At 36.9% G+C, this 18,438-nt stretch carries 18 protein-coding genes and 1 pseudogene; 13 read left to right on the top strand and 6 right to left on the bottom strand.

The window, feature by feature from the left end:
• Together CRT24_RS20965 and CRT24_RS19695 are read left to right on the top strand one after the other, a co-directional pair.
• Nucleotides 1-193 (top strand): annotated as a pseudogene (locus tag CRT24_RS20965) (IS4 family transposase); the annotation flags it as partial.
• Nucleotides 194-360: 167 nt separating this feature from the next.
• Nucleotides 361-1,149 (top strand): hypothetical protein, encoded by a 789-nt coding sequence (locus CRT24_RS19695; RefSeq protein WP_099372798.1) that lies wholly within the window; start codon nt 361-363, stop codon nt 1,147-1,149.
• 53 nt (nt 1,150-1,202) lie between these two features.
• Here the strand turns inward: CRT24_RS19695 and miaA are convergent, their stop codons facing one another.
• The 4 genes from miaA to pdxA form a co-directional block, all read right to left on the bottom strand.
• Complete coding sequence (gene miaA, locus CRT24_RS19690) at nt 1,203-2,117, bottom strand: tRNA (adenosine(37)-N6)-dimethylallyltransferase MiaA (protein ID WP_099372797.1); 915 nt, start codon at nt 2,115-2,117, stop codon at nt 1,203-1,205.
• A gap of 79 nt (nt 2,118-2,196) precedes the next feature.
• Nucleotides 2,197-2,778, bottom strand: a complete 582-nt coding sequence (locus CRT24_RS19685; RefSeq protein WP_099372796.1) for a hypothetical protein — start codon at nt 2,776-2,778, stop codon at nt 2,197-2,199.
• 74 nt (nt 2,779-2,852) lie between these two features.
• Nucleotides 2,853-4,259, bottom strand: coding sequence for a CCA tRNA nucleotidyltransferase (locus tag CRT24_RS19680; protein ID WP_099372795.1), 1,407 nt, complete (start codon nt 4,257-4,259; stop codon nt 2,853-2,855).
• A gap of 73 nt (nt 4,260-4,332) precedes the next feature.
• Nucleotides 4,333-5,388 carry a 4-hydroxythreonine-4-phosphate dehydrogenase PdxA gene (gene pdxA / locus CRT24_RS19675; RefSeq protein ID WP_099372794.1) on the bottom strand — a complete coding sequence of 352 codons (1,056 nt, stop codon included), beginning with the start codon at nt 5,386-5,388 and terminating at the stop codon, nt 4,333-4,335.
• Nucleotides 5,389-5,525: 137 nt separating this feature from the next.
• Between pdxA and rsmA the strand changes: the two genes are divergently transcribed.
• The 3 genes from rsmA to CRT24_RS19660 are packed head-to-tail and all read left to right on the top strand — an operon-like array spanning nt 5,526 to nt 8,400.
• The gene (gene rsmA / locus CRT24_RS19670) at nt 5,526-6,305 is read left to right on the top strand and encodes a 16S rRNA (adenine(1518)-N(6)/adenine(1519)-N(6))-dimethyltransferase RsmA (protein ID WP_099372793.1); all 780 of its coding nucleotides are present in this window, start codon (nt 5,526-5,528) and stop codon (nt 6,303-6,305) included.
• 2 nt (nt 6,306-6,307) lie between these two features.
• Nucleotides 6,308-7,462: an FAD-dependent monooxygenase gene (locus CRT24_RS19665; protein ID WP_099372792.1), complete on the top strand. Its 1,155-nt coding sequence runs from the start codon at nt 6,308-6,310 to the stop codon at nt 7,460-7,462.
• A gap of 11 nt (nt 7,463-7,473) precedes the next feature.
• A complete protein-coding gene (locus tag CRT24_RS19660; protein ID WP_099372791.1) occupies nt 7,474-8,400 on the top strand; it encodes an NAD(P)-dependent oxidoreductase in 927 nt (308 codons plus the stop codon).
• Here the strand turns inward: CRT24_RS19660 and CRT24_RS19655 are convergent.
• Entirely contained in the window at nt 8,383-9,240 is an 858-nt protein-coding gene (locus CRT24_RS19655) for a hypothetical protein (RefSeq protein ID WP_144034621.1), read from the bottom strand. The genes CRT24_RS19660 and CRT24_RS19655 overlap by 18 nt on opposite strands.
• A 192-nt stretch (nt 9,241-9,432) precedes the next feature.
• Here CRT24_RS19655 and acs point away from each other — a divergent pair, with 192 nt between their 5' ends.
• Nucleotides 9,433-11,349 (top strand): acetate--CoA ligase, encoded by a 1,917-nt coding sequence (acs, locus tag CRT24_RS19650; RefSeq protein ID WP_099372789.1) that lies wholly within the window; start codon nt 9,433-9,435, stop codon nt 11,347-11,349.
• Nucleotides 11,350-11,457: 108 nt separating this feature from the next.
• Here acs and CRT24_RS19645 read toward each other — a convergent pair whose 3' ends face one another.
• Nucleotides 11,458-12,540 carry a metallophosphoesterase gene (locus CRT24_RS19645; protein ID WP_099372788.1) on the bottom strand — a complete coding sequence of 361 codons (1,083 nt, stop codon included), beginning with the start codon at nt 12,538-12,540 and terminating at the stop codon, nt 11,458-11,460.
• A gap of 145 nt (nt 12,541-12,685) precedes the next feature.
• On the opposite strand from CRT24_RS19645, the gene CRT24_RS19640 reads away from it, so the two are divergent.
• Genes CRT24_RS19640 through mnhG form a run of 7 tightly spaced genes read left to right on the top strand, consistent with a single transcriptional unit; the run spans nt 12,686 to nt 18,438 of the window.
• The gene (locus tag CRT24_RS19640; protein WP_099372787.1) at nt 12,686-14,995 is read left to right on the top strand and encodes a putative monovalent cation/H+ antiporter subunit A; all 2,310 of its coding nucleotides are present in this window, start codon (nt 12,686-12,688) and stop codon (nt 14,993-14,995) included.
• Nucleotides 14,996-14,999: 4 nt separating this feature from the next.
• Nucleotides 15,000-15,413, top strand: a complete 414-nt coding sequence (locus CRT24_RS19635; RefSeq protein WP_099372786.1) for a Na+/H+ antiporter subunit B — start codon at nt 15,000-15,002, stop codon at nt 15,411-15,413.
• Nucleotides 15,414-15,416: 3 nt separating this feature from the next.
• Entirely contained in the window at nt 15,417-15,773 is a 357-nt protein-coding gene (locus CRT24_RS19630) for a Na+/H+ antiporter subunit C (protein WP_099372785.1), read from the top strand.
• Nucleotides 15,770-17,287 carry a proton-conducting transporter membrane subunit gene (locus tag CRT24_RS19625; protein ID WP_099372784.1) on the top strand — a complete coding sequence of 506 codons (1,518 nt, stop codon included), beginning with the start codon at nt 15,770-15,772 and terminating at the stop codon, nt 17,285-17,287. Before CRT24_RS19630 ends, CRT24_RS19625 begins: the two co-directional genes overlap by 4 nt.
• Entirely contained in the window at nt 17,284-17,760 is a 477-nt protein-coding gene (locus CRT24_RS19620) for a Na+/H+ antiporter subunit E (RefSeq protein ID WP_099372783.1), read from the top strand. The genes CRT24_RS19625 and CRT24_RS19620 overlap by 4 nt, the downstream gene beginning before the upstream one ends.
• Complete coding sequence (locus CRT24_RS19615) at nt 17,757-18,029, top strand: monovalent cation/H+ antiporter complex subunit F (protein ID WP_099372782.1); 273 nt, start codon at nt 17,757-17,759, stop codon at nt 18,027-18,029. The genes CRT24_RS19620 and CRT24_RS19615 overlap by 4 nt, the downstream gene beginning before the upstream one ends.
• Nucleotides 18,022-18,438: a monovalent cation/H(+) antiporter subunit G gene (gene mnhG, locus CRT24_RS19610; RefSeq protein ID WP_099372781.1), complete on the top strand. Its 417-nt coding sequence runs from the start codon at nt 18,022-18,024 to the stop codon at nt 18,436-18,438. Before CRT24_RS19615 ends, mnhG begins: the two co-directional genes overlap by 8 nt.

Below are 18,438 nucleotides of genomic sequence, written 5' to 3'. Positions count from 1 at the left end.
ATGGACTGCACTTATCGGGATCCTGCTCTTTAAGTACATCCAGAAGAAGGCAAAATACAATTGGAACCTCTCGAATCTGGTCAACTTTATCAGGATGAACATATTCGTGAAAATTGATCTGTGGAAATGGGCTGATGATCCGTTCATTTCAGGAAAACCACCTGATAAAAAAGGACAATATGTGCTCTTTTAGTAACACACATAGGATACCTTTCCAGTAATTAACCGAATTCTTCAATTGAACACGAATGGAGATGGATTTTTTATGCCAAAATATTTATTTAGGACAGTACTGATTTATACCCTAATCATTATACTATACCTTTGAACCATTACTAACAAGTGCCTTATTTAAATCCTATGAAAAAGAAATACACTATTCCTTTTATGCTCGTTTTGGCAATTTCATTTTTATTGAATACTTCTTGTAGCAAAGATGAAAAGGGAGATGACCAAATACAAATTACTGAAGATAAACCTGGTGAGATTCCTGGATTGGGCGAAGCCGAAGGAGAATTGACAGGACAAAAATATAAGTTGCCTGAAGGAATTGAACAAGTAGGTGAAATCATCGGATATGAAGGCGATATAAATACTACCGCAAAACAAAAGTCAAGAGAATTAAGAGCCAGCGGAAAAAATAATGCTAAAAAAGCTGAATCGCCAGCCGAAGTATCAACAGATTTTTCAAGAGGAAGCGGGTATTATGTACGTGTGAGAATAAATTTGAAAAACACAACTTCTAGCAACAGAAAAGTAGAACTACCAGCAGGATTAGTCATCAAATCAAGATCTGGAACCTATCAAAATGGTGTTCTCCTGAAGAAAACATCAATAGATATTCCTGCTAATAAAACTATCCTGTTAGACCTTCACATGTATTGTGGTAATGCAGCGAAATCATCATCGTCACCAAGTGAGAAATATGATCTTGCCGTGATTTCAAATTCATCTAGCCTTCATGATTTAATCAACAGATTGAAAAATAAAAAGATAAATATTGAACAATATTTTAAGGAAACTGATGGTATGGATAAATATGAAGACATCGTTGCTTTTCTACAAAACATACTTTGGAATGTCACAGATTCAGAATCTGGATTATTAGACGATGATATCGAGTATATCAATTCTATCCCAAATGACTAATCCATCTAACTATTAGTACATATACACTATTATTAAAATAGCCCTTCTTAGGGCTATTTTTCTTTTATAGTTTCTTCGATAAACTCTATTATCTCCTTTGTTTCACCTGGTTGAAACCAATTCGTATTTCCATACTTCTTAAACCAAGTTATCTGCCTTTTGGCATACCTTCTTGAATTTTGCTTTATCTGAGAGATTGCATCCTCGAGGGAAATTTTAGAATCTAAATATTCAAATAATTCAGCATATCCTACAGTGAGTAAAGCTGGTTTATGTCGGAATTCTTCTAATGATTTTACCTCTTCTAGGAGCCCAGCTTCCATCATTAGATCTACGCGGAGATTAATACGCTCATATAATTTTTCCCGATCCATATTTAAGCCAATGGTCAAAACCTCAAAATCTCTTTGTGATTTTTGATTGGTCATAAAATGGGAAATGGGCTTTCCTGTTGCTTCATAAACCTCAATCGCCCGAATAACACGTTGAGGGTTGTCAATATCCGAATTAGAATAATAAGAGGGGTCTATCTCTTGTAATTTTTTTTTCAAAGGTTCCAACCCTTCTTCCTTAAACCAATTGTTCAAAGAATTTCGAACTCCTTCAGGAGCTTTTGGCAGGTCATCCAATCCTTCTGTTAATGCCCGCACAAACAAACCTGAACCACCTACAGCAATAACTATTTTGTTGTTTTCAAAGAGATCTTCCAAACAGCCTAATGCCTCACGTTCGAAATCCCCAGCGGAATATTCTTCTGAAATGGAATGTGAATCGATAAAATAATGCTGAGCTTGAGCAAGTTCCTCAACCGAAGGCTTTGCAGTTCCAATGCTCATTTCTCGATAGAATTGTCTTGAATCTGCAGAAATAATCGATGTTTTAAAATGATTGGCAAGATCGATCGCTAAAGCTGTTTTACCAACAGCTGTAGGACCTACAACAACAATCAAAGTTTTCTTTTTACTCATTATTCACTAACAGATACTGTCAAAAAAAATAGATGATAGACTAATCTACCATCTATTGTGAATTTAAATATTATAAATATTAATAATCTTCTTCTTTTGAATTATTTGATTCTCCACCTTCAGACTCTTCCCCTTCCTCATCATCAAACATATCGTAATCATCCTCTTCATCCACTCCGTATTCTTCACCCTCTTCTGCTACAAATTCATCTTCATCGTCATCATCTGGACTGATAGGAAAATTCGCTGCTGTTAGATTTCTTGGAGCTTCACCAACCTTCTTGAAAAGCGCAGGATATTCCTTGCCATCTTCTTCTTTTAAAATCTTGATGAGTTCAACGTGAAAATCATAAGGACGGTCGAAATTATACGTATAATAGAATTTTTGATGTGGATCATCAATAAATTTACTTAAACGGATCTCTTCAACATTCAAAACCCCATTTGCTTTTTTTCTATCATTTGGCAAATAAGCAATCTCAATCCCTTTTTTCCATTGATCATTGCTTACATAAAATGAGGATGAACGCTCAGTATCATAACCCGTAGTTTTTTGAATCTCTCTGTGTAAATCCAAAAAAGTACTTTTAGAAGGCATATCTATTTCTCTATAAACATCTTCGTAGTCTTCAAAAGTTATTCTAAATCTGTAAATCGCCATGTTATTTAATGTGTTTATTAGATTAAGCTATATTTCAAGCTTTAAAAATACATATTTTTTTAAAAAATCAATTTCTATAAAACTTGAGTTAAACCCAAGCTTTTACCCTTTTCTACCATGAAACTGAAGGCTTCCTGTTTGGAATTTGGAATATCCCCTTCTAAAATCGCTTCACGGATAGCATTCTTTATAATACCAACGAATCGACCTGGCCCAATGCCAAATGTTTTCATGATATCTTCCCCATCAATGGGAGGCTGCCAATTTCTTAAATGATCCCTCTCCTCTACATCTTTCAACTTCTGTTTTACTAAGTCGAAATTCTCCCTATATTTCTTCTTCTTATATTCATTCTTTGTAGTTACATCTGCATGGCATAGCAACATCAAATCATCAATATCATCCCCAGCTTCAAACAGCAACCTTCTTACCGCAGAGTCTGTAACTATATCCTTCACCAATACTATGGGCCTTAAATGAAGTAGGACAAGTTTTTGAACAAACTTCATCTTCTCATTTAAAGGCAGCTTCAAATCTGCAAACAGCTTGGGAACCATTTTAGCTCCTCTGTCTTCATGCCCATGAAACGTCCACCCAATTTTCTTGTCAAACCTTTTCGTAGCAGGTTTAGCAATATCATGCATGATAGCAGCCCATCTCAACCACAGGTCTGAAGACATTTCAGCAACATTATCCAAAACATCCAAAGTATGATAAAAATTGTCCTTATGCCCTTTCCCGTCAATGTATTCTACTCCATGTAAATCATACATCGCAGGAAATATCTTCTCCAGAAGTCCAGTATCAAATAAATACTTAAACCCGATAGAAGGTTTTTCAGCTAGAATAATTTTATTCAGTTCGTCCGCAATTCTTTCTTTAGAGATAATTTGAATGCGATCTGCCTGTTCGCTGATAGCATTAAGTGCTTGGGCTTCAATCCTGAAATTCAGCTGTGTCGCAAATCGAATAGCACGCATCATTCGTAATGGATCGTCAGAAAACGTAATATCTGGTGCCAAAGGGGTCCTGATGATCCTGTTTTTAATGTCTTCAACTCCATTGAATGGATCCACCAGCTCACCATAATTTGCACTGTTCAATGAAAATGCCATAGCATTAATGGTAAAATCACGACGATTTTGGTCATCCTCAAGAGTGCCATCTTCTACAATAGGCTTCCTCGAATCCTTTCTATAGGATTCTTTTCTCGCACCAACAAACTCTACTTGAAGACCCTGATAGACTAACATTGCTGTGCCAAATGATTTATAAACAGCAACTTTGGTGTTAAGCTTCTCACCCAATTTATTGGCAAAATCAATTCCACTTCCTAAAACAAGGATATCGATATCGTCTTTAAATGGGCGACCCATTATTCTATCACGCACATATCCGCCAATTACAAAGCAAGCGACTTGCTCTGTTTGGGCCAATTCTTTAATTATAGGAAAAATGGGATGACTTAAATTCTCACTCATAGCAACAAAGTGCAAAAGTAATGAAATTTATAGACAACAATAGGTGGAACCTTTAGTAAATACAAATGTTTACCTAATCGCGATCTTTTGACAATCGGCGGAAGGCAAGTGGATTTTCAGTAAGTACTTCTTGTTCTCTGCGTCTATTTACAATATGAACAGCTTCAAAAATAGCTTCCAAGAAAGATGCATTGGAGGCTAAGTTCTTCCCAGCGATATCATAACCCGTACCATGGTCGGGTGACGTACGAACAACTGGAAGACCAGCAGTAAAGTTAATACCATTGCGAGCAGCGATATGTTTGAAAGGAATCAAGCCTTGATCATGGTACATCGCCAAAACTGCATCAAACTTGGTATACGCATCTGCTGCAAAGAATCCATCCGCTGGAAAAGGCCCAAAACAAAAGATATCCTCAGCATTCGCCTTTTCGATAGCAGGTCGGATAATAACACGATCTTCTGTACCAATAAGACCATCATCGCCTGCATGGGGGTTCAATCCCAAAACAGCAATCTTAGGCTTCTGAATCCAGAAATCCTTCTTAAGGCTTTCGTTCATCATTCTTAACTTATGAAGGATACTATCCTCAGAAATAGCTGCCGAGACCTCTTTGACAGGAATATGACCTGTTACTACACCTACCCTCAATTCGTCACTAACCATAAACATCAATACGTCCTTTGCATCAAATGCATTTTGTAAGTATTCGGTATGTCCAGGAAAATTAAACCCTTCTTGTTGAATATTGTGTTTGTTGATCGGGGCAGTAACCAAAGCATCAATTACCCCCGCTTTCAAATCCTCAGTAGCACGTTGTAAGGATATAAAAGCATATTTACCGCCAATTTCATTTTGCTCTCCAAGGGAAATCTTGACATCCTCTTGCCAACAATTAATCATATTGGGACGTTTAGGATTTGCTTGTTCCGCTGAATTGATTACATTAAAACTAAAATCATTAACGCCAATCGCTTTACGATGAAATGAAGCAACTTTAGTGTTTCCATAAACAATCGGTGTAAAGAAATCCATTACCCTGCTATCCATCAAGGATTTGATAATAACCTCTAAACCAATCCCGTTTATATCACCTACAGAAATACCAATTTTTAATTTTTCACTCATCGTCAATGCTTTTAGATATAGTCAAAAATAGCAAAAAAACATAAACATTATGCTTGAATTGCCATTTAGCTATAAATGGACGATTAAATTAAATTCCCACAACGCTAAAAACACTATCTTTGTGACAAATACATCCTATGGGTTCAGTACGCGCAAAAAAACATTTAGGTCAGCATTTCCTTAACGATAAAAATGCCGCACAACGAATTGTTGAGGCTTTAACTCCTTCACTTGGATTCAAACAGGTATTAGAGGTAGGACCGGGTATGGGAGTTTTATCCGATTTTTTATTACAAAATAAAGAATATGAAACTTTCCTAATTGATGTTGATGATGAATCGATCGAATTTTTAGCAGATAAATACCCTGAATTGGACAATCGATTAATTCATGGAGATTTTTTGAACCTCGATTTCAACCAATATTTTGGCGATAAAATGGCCGTTATTGGAAATTTCCCCTATAACATTTCCTCACAGATCTTATTCAAAGTATTAGAGGAAAGAAATAGAGTAGTTGAGATGGTTGGCATGTTTCAAAAAGAAGTTGCTGAACGATGTGTTGCTAAACCAGGCAATAAAGAATATGGCATCTTGAGTGTGTTTTTACAAGCTTATTACGATGTTTCCTACCTTTTTACCGTCAAAGCGGGGGCATTCAACCCTCCGCCAAAGGTATTATCAGGCGTAATGCGAATGGTTAGAAATAACCGTGAAACATTGGATTGTGATGAAAAATTATTTTGGAGAGTCGTAAAGGCAGGATTTAATCAAAGAAGGAAAACACTGAGAAATGCACTTTCTGCAGTGGTTCCAAAGGATCGGATGAGCGACAATCCACTCTATGAATTGAGGGCTGAGCGTTTGTCAGTTAAGGATTTCGAAGCCTTGACCAATGAAATTGCAGCAAAACTTTAATCATGGAAGTTCAAAGTGAGTTCACAATAATCGGTGGTGGGGTGGCTGGCCTAACGGCAGCAATTGCCCTTAAAAACCTAAATCGTGAATTCCACCTTTTTGAACAAGCAAAAGAACTGAAGGGAATTGGCGCAGGATTTGGCTTGGCAGCAAATGCCATGCAAGCCTTAGATTATATTGGGCTACGCAATGAAATTGAAAACATTGGATACTATCTAGATTCCTTTGCTATCTTGGACAAAAACGGGGAAATATTGGTCAACCCCAATACAAAAAAACTTTCCGAAAAATATGACCAGAAAAACTTCGCCATTCACCGATCTGACTTACACTTATTCTTACTTTCCAAGATTGATCAAATCAATTTATCATTAGCAAAAAGAGCCATACATTTCAAGCAACACACAGACTTTATCGAACTGTATTTTGAGGATGGTTCCATTTATAGGACTAAATATCTAATAATTGCCGATGGTGTCAAGTCTCCATTAAGACAACAATTAATTCCCGATTCGAAACCTAGATATGCTGGCTATAGCTGCTGGAGAGCAACAATAGACAATTCATCTTTAAAACTTCAAAAAGGAACAGAAACTTGGGGAGATAAAGGCAGATTTGGATTAACTCCCTTAATCAATGATAGAATCTATTGGTATGCTTGTATAAATGGACCTCGGCAGAACCCAACCTTTAAAAATTTTGCAATAGAAGATCTGAAAAAACAGTTTTCTTCCTACCATCACCCAATTCAAGAAGTACTTTCTCAAACCAATAATGAACAACTTATTTGGAGTGATATCATAGATATTAAACCATTAAATCAATTTGCATTTGATAATATCCTTATTATTGGTGATGCGGCTCATGCATGTACTCCAAACATGGGACAGGGGGCCTGCCAAGCGATGGAAGATGTAGCAGTATTGACAGATGAACTTCAAAAAAACAAATCTGTAAAGTATGCATTTAAATCCTTTGAATCCAGAAGATTAAAGAGAACTAAATATATTACTGACACCTCAAAATTTATTGGTGAAGTAGCGCAATGGGAGAATAAATTCCTAATTTCATTAAGAAATAACATGATGAAAATCATGCCTGAACGGATGAATCAGCAGGCATTGATTAAGCTTTTCAAACAAGACTTCATGAAATAACATTACAGCATATGAACATCTTAATTGTTGACGATATACACGAAATTCTATTAGAAAAACTTAGCAAAGCAGGAGTAAAATTCAATTATCAACCCGAAATAGACAAAATAGGTGCAGAAAAATTGATCCCTGAGTATGATGGGTTAATTATTAGGTCAAAATTCCAAGTCGACAAAGACTTTATTGACCTGAATCCTTCTCTTAAAATGATTGGAAGAGCTGGTGCAGGAATGGACAATATCGATGAATTATACGCTGAAAGCAGAGGAATTAAACTTATTCCTGCCAATGAAGGAAATAGAGATGCTGTTGGAGAACATATGATCGGTATGTTGCTAAGCCTAATGAACAATTTAAACCGTGGAGATAAAGAAGTAAGGACCGGCTTGTGGAAAAGGGAAGAAAACCGTGGCTATGAATTAAAAGGTAGAACGGTCGCTTTGATTGGTTATGGCCATAATGGCAAATCAATGGCCAAGAAACTATCGGGATTTGATGTCAATGTAATTGCTTACGATAAATATAAAACAGGATTTTCTGACCAATATGCAACGGAAGTTTCGATGGAAGAAGTTGTAAAAAGAGCGGATGTATTGAGTTTCCATATTCCATTAACGAGAGAAACAAAAGGAATGGTGGACGATGAATATTTATACCATTTCAGGAAACCAATATTTTTCTTGATGGGCGCAAGAGGTGGAATTGTAAATATCCCAGCTATACTCAAAAAATTGGATGAAGGAAAAATTATTGGGGCTGCCTTTGATGTATTACCGATAGAAAAGTTCCCGTCCTTAGCCGATCAAGACTGGTATCAAGACCTTATCAATAGAGAAAATGTATTGCTAAGCCCACATGTGGCGGGCTGGACGTTTGAAAGTTATTACAAATTATCAGATGTTTTGGCGGATAAAATCATCTCACATCTTAATAAATAATAAGACCAATAGCCATTGAATGATCAGAGAAAGATCTAAAAGATAAACATGATGATAATGTTTTTCCTTGGAATAGATTATGAATCTCAGCATGATCAAAATCAACATCGTTGTTAATAATAGACCAATTTTAACATTTAAAGAGTTTGGGGATAAGGCAATCAAGATTAAATGAAATAGCCCAATACCATAAGATAAGTTGATTGCTCGCTCCTTTCCTAATAATATGGGAACAGTTTTTAGGTTATAGAGACTGTCTTGTTCATAATCCCTGATATCAAAGGGCAAAGTACACAAAACTAGGAATACAATCTTTACCAATCCTAAATAATTTGCCGCATACCAATTGATATCTGCACCATTAGCAAATAGTTCTACCACTGGCAAGCCGACGCTACTTAATGACCACACTAGTGCAATATAAAAAACCTTGAGCCCAGGAACCTGGCGCATGGAGATCCATTTACCTTTTGTTTTTAAAAGAGGTACAGCATAAGCAAGACTGATTACACCTATAAACCCCAAAAAAACCAATGTTAAAAAATGAACATGAAACAGTGCCCAAATAGTAATCAGAAAGGATACAGCACTAAAAGTCCAGAAAAGCCACATGTTTTTCCCAATCCACCGAGTCCGGTGGTAGGGAGATTTACTGGGGTCTTGGGGAAGTGACAGATATAAACTCAAATTATAAAGCAACAAAGTTGTCGCCCCCTCAATCCATAGAATAGGGCTATTGACAGGAAAGTTCAGAACATAATACGTCAAGGCACATTGTGCCACAGCGGCAAATGCAATCAACAGGTTGGTATGTACCAAAAAATAATAAATCTTTTTCAAACCCATTATCATGTTAGGCTAACATTTAACACTCAATATTTGTTCCTGACGTACAAAAATTAGCATTTCAGTCGAAAAAAAATTAAATTAGCTAAACAGGTTCTTGTTTTTTCCGCTGCAAATAACTAATTGACCGAATTAAATAATTTCCTGTTGTAAAGATAATGTAGACCTATAATTTTTTATTAAAAAATGAATTTTCAGCTAAAATCTTTTGAGGAGTATCAAGAAGCTTACAATAAGAGTGTAGAAGAGCCAGAAGCGTTTTGGAGTGAGGTGGCGGACCATTTCTTTTGGAAAAGAAAATGGAACAATGTACTGAACTGGAATTTTAAAGATCCAGACATAAAATGGTTCGAAGGAGCTAAATTAAATATTACAGAAAACTGTTTAGACCGCCATATTTATAAATTAGGAGATCAGCCAGCCATTATATGGGAACCCAATGACCCGAATGAAGCACACCGAATCCTCACTTACAAGCAATTGCTACAAAAAGTAGAGCAATTTGCCAATGTTCTAAAAAACAATAATATCCGTAAAGGTGACCGTGTATGTATTTATTTACCGATGGTGCCTGAATTGGTTATTGCTGTTTTAGCCTGTGCTAGAATTGGAGCCATACATAATGTAGTGTTTGGTGGTTTCTCCGCTAGATCAATTGCAGACCGCATCAATGATGCTGAATGTAAATTGGTTATAACTTCAGATGGTGGATTCCGTGGACAGAAAATATTGGAATTGAAGTCTATCGTTGATGATGCCTTGATGCAGTGTGACACCGTAGAAAAGGTAATCGTACTGACCAGAACTCGTACCCCTGTATCTATGATTAAAGGACGTGATGTATGGTGGGAAGATGAAATCAAAAAGGTAGAAACACAAGGTAACCCGGCTTGTCCCGCTGAAGAAATGGATGCTGAAGATACTTTATTTATTCTTTATACATCTGGCTCAACAGGAAAGCCTAAAGGTGTCGTGCATACCACAGCCGGTTATATGGTTTATACAGGCTACACATTTGCAAATACGTTCCAATACAAACCTGAAGAAGTATATTTCTGTACGGCAGATATCGGATGGATCACAGGTCACAGTTATATTATCTATGGGCCATTGTCACAAGGTGCTACTTCCTTAATGTTCGAAGGTATACCAACTTATCCGGATGCAGGACGTTTTTGGGACATCGTTGACAAATATAATGTGAACATCCTTTACACCGCTCCAACTGCAATTCGCTCGTTGATGGCATTTGGAGACGATTTCCTAGAAGGAAAAAACCTGTCCTCTTTGAGAGTCCTTGGTACTGTTGGTGAACCAATCAACGAAGAAGCGTGGAACTGGTACCACGACAAAATCGGCAAAGGCGAGTGCCCAATCGTAGATACTTGGTGGCAAACTGAAAATGGTGGTCATTTGATCACTCCGATTGCTGGTATTACACCTGAAATACCAGGATACGCGATGTTGCCATTGCCGGGAGTTCAACCTTGTCTAATGGATGAAAATGGAGAAGAAATTCAAGGTAATGATGTATCAGGAAACCTATGTATCAAATTCCCTTGGCCTGGTATGTTGCGTACGACATGGGGTGACCATGAACGATGTAGACAAACTTATTTCTCAACCTATGAAAATATGTATTTCACGGGCGACGGTTGTTATAGAAGCCCTGAAGGTTACTATAGAATTACAGGCCGTGTAGATGATGTATTGAATGTTTCAGGCCATAGAATTGGAACGGCTGAAGTAGAGAATGCAATCAATATGCACTCAGATGTTGTTGAATCAGCAATTGTAGGTTACCCACACCCAGTAAAAGGCCAAGGTATTTACGCCTATGTCATTGCAAATCACCACATCGATGCTGAAAAAACTAGACAAGATATTTTGCAAACAGTGACTCGCATCATTGGAGCAATTGCAAAACCTGATATTATTCAATTCGTAACAGATCTTCCTAAAACCAGATCAGGAAAAATCATGCGCAGAATATTGCGCAAAGTTGCCGAAGGAGAATTGGAAAATTTAGGTGACACTTCAACTCTGCAAGACCCAACAGTGGTAGAAGCAATTATTGAAGGCGCAAAAGAAATGAAAAAATAATAAGTTGCTAGCGGAGCCGAAGCACGGTTGCTGAGCGGAGCCGAAGCAAAAACAAAGCGGTCGAATCTTTCATGATTAGACCGCTCTCTTTTTAGCCCAACAATTTTTCTAGTCCAAGGAAAATTCAAATTCTTGGTTTTTTTCCTTTTTATAAGCTAGGTTTTGTGTTCCTGGTGAAATGGCAAATAATGGTGAAAAGGTTTTTACCTTAACAGTTTTTCCATCTGGTAGAAACTCCAAATATCTCAACCATCCATCGCCACCATTTCCAAACCAACCCCCTCCCATTGCTTGGGCATTGAATGTCATTTGAGTAACGGTCTTGCCTGCAGCATTTTTATCCTGTCTGAAGCCGAGGTGACCATCAAATTTATCAGGTTCACCAATATGTCCAGAGAATACCATCCTGATATTTTTTGAAGGTTTCACTAATTTCTCGAATACGGCAGCACCATAGTTTGAATCTCCAATTTTATATCCCTCAGTTTTAATATGATTACTGTTTTTATCCAAATAAGTATGAGTTAACAATATGACATCATGGTTTTCATACTTTGGTTGTGCCAATGTTTTCTTTGCCCAGTCAATAACTTCATTTCGAGGTGCAAATTCCAGTACCATAACCAATATTTTCTTTGGATGAGGGGTTTGAAATTCATAAATAGCATTCACATTAGAAGAATTTCCATTTAATGCCGGCCCTACTTCACGAAGTGCTTTTGCATTAAATCCATTCTGTTCGGGTGAAAAATACTTATCAAACTGTGTGGATCGATATTCCGCACTGACATGTCCATAATCATGGTTACCGGTAGCCAATACATAAGGAACATGATTGTCTAATTTGCGAAAAGCTTCACTCGTATTGGTCCATTGCTGTTTACTGTTTTGATTGGCAGCCTTTCCATCTGGATTTAATAAATCATTTTGTTCTACTAAATCGCCTGTACAAAGAACGAATTGAGTATTTAAAGAATCTACATTCTCTCGTATCCATGATGTCATTAAATTTAAGACCCCGACATTCCTGTCATACTTCACATAAGTTTGTGGGTCCGGGATCAAAACTAATGACCATGATTCGTTGTTAATTAATTTAGGTTTGACATAATTTTCTTGACCAAATGATTGGGTACTAATTAAAAGAAATCCCAAAAATATGGACCAAAATGAGATAGGTTTACATTTCATAATGATTAAAAAGTTGATTATTTAAAACTACCAAGAAAACTAGATTTTTCCCTATAAATTTTAAGGTTTAATCTTAATTTAACACGAAAAATTCCTGTTTTTTATTATTTTTAACCCAATCCCATAATTCTTTAAGAGAACGCCCATGTTATTTACAATACTTTTAGGTTTGATTTCTTCGATTTTGCTAATCCCATTCGGCAAACGATTTAAATCATCTTGGAGTATATTATTGCCATTGGTCCCAACAGTACTATTCTGCTACTACTTAGGCTATATCCCTAAAATTGCGAATGGACTAAACTATATGCAAGAAATAAATTGGGTCCCTTCATTAGGTGTTAACTTTGACTTAAAACTTGATGGTCTATCTTTATTGTTCTGCCTACTAATCACCGGGATTGGAACCGGGATATTTTTCTATGCAAGAACTTATTTAAAGGGTCACCCCTATTATGATCGGTTCTTTGGGTATCTCTATCTTTTTATGTCAGCAATGATAGGCCTTGTCTTATCTGACAATATTTTCTTGTTGTTTATTTTTTGGGAACTCACCAGTATCAGTTCATTCTTCTTGATAGGATTCAACAACGACCAAGAAGCATCCCGAAAAAGTGCCATGACAGCTTTGACAATCACTGGAATGGGGGGATTTTTTCTCCTTGCAGGATTGGTGTTGATGGGTAATGTTGCGGGAACATTTAGAATTTCAGAACTTATAGAATATCGAAATGTAATTTTAGAACACCCTCAATATCCACTGATTTTAGGTTTGCTATTTTTAGGTGCTTTTACAAAATCGGCCCAATTCCCTTTTCATTTTTGGTTACCAGGAGCAATGAAAGCTCCCACGCCAGTTTCAGCGTACCTGCATTCAGCAACCATGGTAAAGGCAGGAATTTATCTATTGGCTAGGTTCTTCCCGATTCTAAGTGGAACAGAATTATGGAGCTATACCCTCATGGGAGTCGGAGGATTTACCATGCTTTATTCAGCAATCCATTCTCTATTTCGGACAGATTTAAAATCGATTCTTGCATATTCTACCATTTCTGCTCTCGGCATTCTTGTATTTCTGTTAGGTGTTGGCTCAAAAGAAGCTGTGATAGCGGCAAGTGTATTTATATTGGTCCATGCATTGTATAAAGCTACCTTGTTTTTAGTTACCGGCATTGTAGATCATGAAACTCATACTAGAGACATCACTAAGCTTGCTGGTTTACGGAAAGTTTTGGGTCCTGTAGCTTTAGCTGCTGGGTTGGCGGCATTGAGCAGTGCTGGATTGCCCTCAACATTCGGTTTTATTGGAAAAGACTTAATTTATGAAGCAACCCTGCACGCAGAAAAAAATTGGATCCTAATCTTGACAATAATTGCTGTTGCTACCAATATATGCTTAGTAGCAGCCGGATTTATGGCTGGGTTTAAGCCCTTTTTTGGACCTTTGCCTCAGGAATACGCTAAGGTACATCTTCCTTATAAATCAATGTGGATAACACCTTTGATCTTAGCCATCCTAGGTTTGATATTCGGTCTTGTGCCAAGTTTGGCAGGCAATTTCATCAATTACCAAGCAGCAAATTCTATTTTCGGTGGAGACACCGAAATGCATCTGGCAATTTGGCACGGGTTCAATACAGTTTTGGTTTTAAGTTTGGTGACATTGGCTGCAGGAACATTCCTCTACATGGTCAATAAACCAAGTGAAGCCAAAGTAAATTATATTGAAAAATTTCAACGATTGTCTCCGCAAACAATTATTACAGGTTATGCCAATGATATAGTTCGTTTTTCTCAATGGTTTACCAACTTTTTCCACAATGGCTATTTGAGATCATATCACATGAAGATCATTCTTTTTGCTGAAGCATTGTTGATCTATAAATTATGGCAGAGTGGACCAATCCAAATAGATTTTGAAAACCTTACACCACTTACAATTTACGAAGTGGCGGTGGTAATTATCTTATTGGGGGCATTGGTAATCGTCATCGCAACGCCTTCCAGGTTAACATCAGTAGTAGCCATGAGTGTGATTGGTTATTGTATCTGTTTGATGTATGTATTTTACAGTGCACCCGATCTTGCTATGACCCAATTTACTATTGATACTTTAAGTACTGTATTATTTGTATTGGTCCTTTACAAATTACCTAGCTTCTTAAACCTGGCATCTGCTAGAGAAAGATATCGCGACAGTGTTGTCGCACTGGGATTTGGAGCAATTTTATCTATAATAGCACTGAAGGTATTATATGAACCAATTCAAACCCAAACCAGTGATTTCTATGGCGAAAACGCCTATATATTAGCTAAGGGAAAGAATGTCGTAAACCTAATCTTAGCGGACTTTAGAGGGATTGACACCATGTTTGAAACTGTCGTTTTAGGGATTGCGGCATTAGGCGTCTACAGCTTATTAAAATTAAGATTGAAATCTTCAGAAAAAGAATAAAGATATGCGAAGTATAATATTGCAAACAGCAACTAGGTATTTGTTGCCTATTTTATTACTGTTCTCTTTCTTTCTTCTATTAAGAGGACATTATTATCCAGGAGGAGGATTTGTTGGTGGATTAGTAGCCTCCATAGCTTTTGTGCTGCACAGTTTCGCCAATGGCACCGAAGCAACAATGAAAATATTGAGAAGAAAACCATTGTCATTAATTCCAATAGGATTAGGAATTTCAGCGACAAGTGTCGTTATGCCAACATTTTTTGGCCTGCCGCCAATGACTGGATTATGGTGGGAAGAAAAAGTGCCTGTAATCGGAATGATTGGATCAGCTTTATTTTTTGACTTGGGTGTATACTTGGTCGTTATTGGTGTTGTATTGACAATATTATTTACCATTTCATTAACCAAAGATTAAGAGATGGAGTTATTATTAGTTGTTGTATTAGGTTTTTTATATGCTGCAGGAGTCTATTTGATCCTGAGAAGAAGCATGGTAAAACTATTGTTGGGAATTATGTTACTCGGAAACGGAACTAATATCCTGATTTTCTTATTGGGATCTCTTACGAAAGGGAAACCTCCAGTAATAGACCCTAATCATAATGTTTTTCAAGATATATATGCGGATCCAATACCACAGGCATTGATCCTCACTGCCATTGTAATCAGTTTCGCATTGACAGCATTTGCCATTGTATTATTAAAGCGTGTCTATGCATTAGTAGACACAGATGATTTGGACGATTTAAACACGCCGGAAGAAGAAGATATATGATAGATAATCACATTTTAGCACCTGTTTTCATACATCTTTTTACAGCCATTATCCAATTAATTGCCTGGAGGAAAACCGTATCACAAAGATTTCTTAGTGTCGGTGGTACCTTTATCGGCCTTTTGATTGCCATCCGTTTATTTACTAAAGTTTACACTGAAGGATCTCTGCATATGAATGCATCCAATTGGGAGGCTCCTTTTGGAATTGTATTCCTAGCCGATTTACTCAGCACATCTATGGTTCTCTTGACATCCATAGCAGGTTTTGCAGTATCCATCTTTTCTTCTGTAGGCTTAAGTAGGCAAAGAATGCTGTACGGTTATTTCCCAATTTTCCATTTCCTATTGATGGGATTAAACGGAGCTTTCCTGACTGGTGATATTTTCAATCTCTACGTTTGGTTTGAGGTAGTCATAATCTCCTCATTCGTTTTAATGACTTTGGGAGGTCGAAAAGCACAGTTAGAAGGAGCAGTGAAATATATGGCCATGAACATCTTGGCCTCGACATTCTTTTTGACAGGAATCGGCATCCTATATGGAATTACTGGATCTCTGAACATGGCGGACCTTGCATTAAAAATCAGGGATTTTGACAATAAAGCATTAGTAGGAATTACCTCGATATTTTTTATTCTGGGATTCGGTATTAAATCTGCTGTTTTCCCATTGTATTATTGGCTGCCTTCATCCTATCATACACCTCCATCTGCAGTAGCGGCAACCTTTGGAGGCTTGTTGACAAAACTCGGAATATATGCCATCTTAAGAGTATTCAGTTTGATTTTCATCCCAGATGATTTTACCAGAACATTATTTATGGCACTCGCTGTTTTAACCGTTTTGACTGGAGCATTTGGAGCATTGATTAAAACGAATATTCGACGGATGTTCTCTTATCTGATTGTCTGCCACATTGGATTTATGTTGGGTGGTATTGCCATGTTTACTAAATTGGCACTCATGGGAACTGTGTTTTACTTGATGCACGATATCATGGTTAAAACAAATATGTTCTTGATCGCTGGATTTATCAGATTGGTCAGAGGATCAATGGATACACAAAAATTAGGCGGCTTATATAAAAGTTATCCCCTCATTTCATTGATGATAGCATTAGTGCTGTTCTCCTTAGTCGGTATCCCTCCACTTTCAGGTTTTTGGCCAAAGATCTATTTATTTCAAGAAGCATTCGTTGATAAACAATACTTCTTTATTGCTGCTTTAATAATAGGAAGTTTGGTTACCATGTATGTGATTTCAAAAATGTGGGCCGACGTATTTTGGAAAGATGTGCCTGAAGGTGTAAATTATGAAGATAAATTCAAGGATGAACCCCCTTTTAAAAAGATATTGATTGTATTGCCGATTCTGATTTTATGCTCGGTGACACTATATATAGGTTTTAATGCAGAAAATATTATAACCGTTGTTGATAGAATTACGAATGAATTGTTGGACACAAGCCCTTACATCCGTACCGTTTTGGGCGATAAAGCTTTTGAACAATGATCAAGTTTTTTTTAATGAACCTCTTGCTATCCTTTATTTGGGTAGCACTTACTGGATCCCTGTTTTATTCTAACTTTATCTTCGGATACTTGCTAGGGTTTGGTGTATTATGGATCATGAATAGAAATGAAACGGATCAACGTTATTTCTATCGTGTCCCAAAAATCATCAGTTTCTTTTTCTTCTTCCTATACGAACTGATTAAAGCGAATGTACAAGTTGCATATGATGTAATCACACCAAAATATTTTTTCAAACCTGGTATTGTTAGATATCCGGTAAATACAACCACAGATTTTGAAATCAATATTTTGGCAACCTTTATTTCATTGACACCAGGTACTCTTATTATCGACATTAGTGACGATAAAAAAGCTATTTATATCCATGTCATGTATCTAAAGGATGAGGAACAATTTATTAGGACGCTCAAAACAGGGGTAGAACGGAAATTATTAGAGATTTTACGATGAGTTTAGAAACCTATTTCGATTTTGTCATATTACCCATATTAACCATTTCGGTACTATTGGTGTTTATACGTCTGTTCAAAGGCCCATCGGTTGTGGATAGAGTAATGGCCTTGGACCTGATAATAACCATAGGAATTGGTATTATTACAGTCTATAGTATCAGACAAGAACAGGAAGTGCTGTTGGATGTCGCCATAATCTTGGCACTGATTGCCTTTTTAGGAACAATTGCCTTCTCTTACTATATTGAAAAACAAAAAGATGATTGATATTATTCTAGCAATATTGAGCACGGTAGGTGCATTTTCTATCCTTTTTGCCTCCATCGGAGTATTAAGGATGCCAGATTTTTATTTACGCCTTTCTGTAACAGTTAAGGCATCCACCCTAGGTGTCGGATTATTATTGATTTGTGCAGCCATTATGTTCCCAGATGATGTGTCTGTAACAACCAAATCAATAGCTATTATATTCTTTCTACTATTGACAGCACCTATTGCTGCACACATGATCGCAAAAGCAGCCTACTTTATCGGAACTCCACTCTGGAAAGGAACGGTAGTTGACGACCTGAAAGGAATGTACAACAAAGAAACACACTGCTTGGAAAGTGATCCTGTGAAAGCAGACAAACTCGCTGAGGATAATATTGCAGACACAGATGATGCAACTGATTAA

The organism is Sphingobacterium sp. 1.A.5, assembly GCF_002734235.1.
GTDB lineage: Bacteria > Bacteroidota > Bacteroidia > Sphingobacteriales > Sphingobacteriaceae > Sphingobacterium > Sphingobacterium daejeonense.
This window is presented reverse-complemented; position numbering and strand designations above follow the sequence as displayed.

What these genes read in the sequence shown, in the direction of transcription:
- CRT24_RS19695 (WP_099372798.1), top strand. Translation starts at nt 361, where the DNA reads ATGAAAAAGAAATACACTATTCCTTTTATGCTCGTTTTGGCAATTTCA.
- miaA (WP_099372797.1), bottom strand. Translation starts at nt 2,117, where the DNA reads ATGAGTAAAAAGAAAACTTTGATTGTTGTTGTAGGTCCTACAGCTGTT.
- CRT24_RS19685 (WP_099372796.1), bottom strand. Translation starts at nt 2,778, where the DNA reads ATGGCGATTTACAGATTTAGAATAACTTTTGAAGACTACGAAGATGTT.
- CRT24_RS19680 (WP_099372795.1), bottom strand. Translation starts at nt 4,259, where the DNA reads ATGAGTGAGAATTTAAGTCATCCCATTTTTCCTATAATTAAAGAATTG.
- pdxA (WP_099372794.1), bottom strand. Translation starts at nt 5,388, where the DNA reads ATGAGTGAAAAATTAAAAATTGGTATTTCTGTAGGTGATATAAACGGG.
- rsmA (WP_099372793.1), top strand. Translation starts at nt 5,526, where the DNA reads ATGGGTTCAGTACGCGCAAAAAAACATTTAGGTCAGCATTTCCTTAAC.
- CRT24_RS19665 (WP_099372792.1), top strand. Translation starts at nt 6,308, where the DNA reads ATGGAAGTTCAAAGTGAGTTCACAATAATCGGTGGTGGGGTGGCTGGC.
- CRT24_RS19660 (WP_099372791.1), top strand. Translation starts at nt 7,474, where the DNA reads ATGAACATCTTAATTGTTGACGATATACACGAAATTCTATTAGAAAAA.
- acs (WP_099372789.1), top strand. Translation starts at nt 9,433, where the DNA reads ATGAATTTTCAGCTAAAATCTTTTGAGGAGTATCAAGAAGCTTACAAT.
- CRT24_RS19645 (WP_099372788.1), bottom strand. Translation starts at nt 12,540, where the DNA reads ATGAAATGTAAACCTATCTCATTTTGGTCCATATTTTTGGGATTTCTT.
- CRT24_RS19640 (WP_099372787.1), top strand. Translation starts at nt 12,686, where the DNA reads ATGTTATTTACAATACTTTTAGGTTTGATTTCTTCGATTTTGCTAATC.
- CRT24_RS19635 (WP_099372786.1), top strand. Translation starts at nt 15,000, where the DNA reads ATGCGAAGTATAATATTGCAAACAGCAACTAGGTATTTGTTGCCTATT.
- CRT24_RS19630 (WP_099372785.1), top strand. Translation starts at nt 15,417, where the DNA reads ATGGAGTTATTATTAGTTGTTGTATTAGGTTTTTTATATGCTGCAGGA.
- CRT24_RS19625 (WP_099372784.1), top strand. Translation starts at nt 15,770, where the DNA reads ATGATAGATAATCACATTTTAGCACCTGTTTTCATACATCTTTTTACA.
- CRT24_RS19620 (WP_099372783.1), top strand. Translation starts at nt 17,284, where the DNA reads ATGATCAAGTTTTTTTTAATGAACCTCTTGCTATCCTTTATTTGGGTA.
- CRT24_RS19615 (WP_099372782.1), top strand. Translation starts at nt 17,757, where the DNA reads ATGAGTTTAGAAACCTATTTCGATTTTGTCATATTACCCATATTAACC.
- mnhG (WP_099372781.1), top strand. Translation starts at nt 18,022, where the DNA reads ATGATTGATATTATTCTAGCAATATTGAGCACGGTAGGTGCATTTTCT.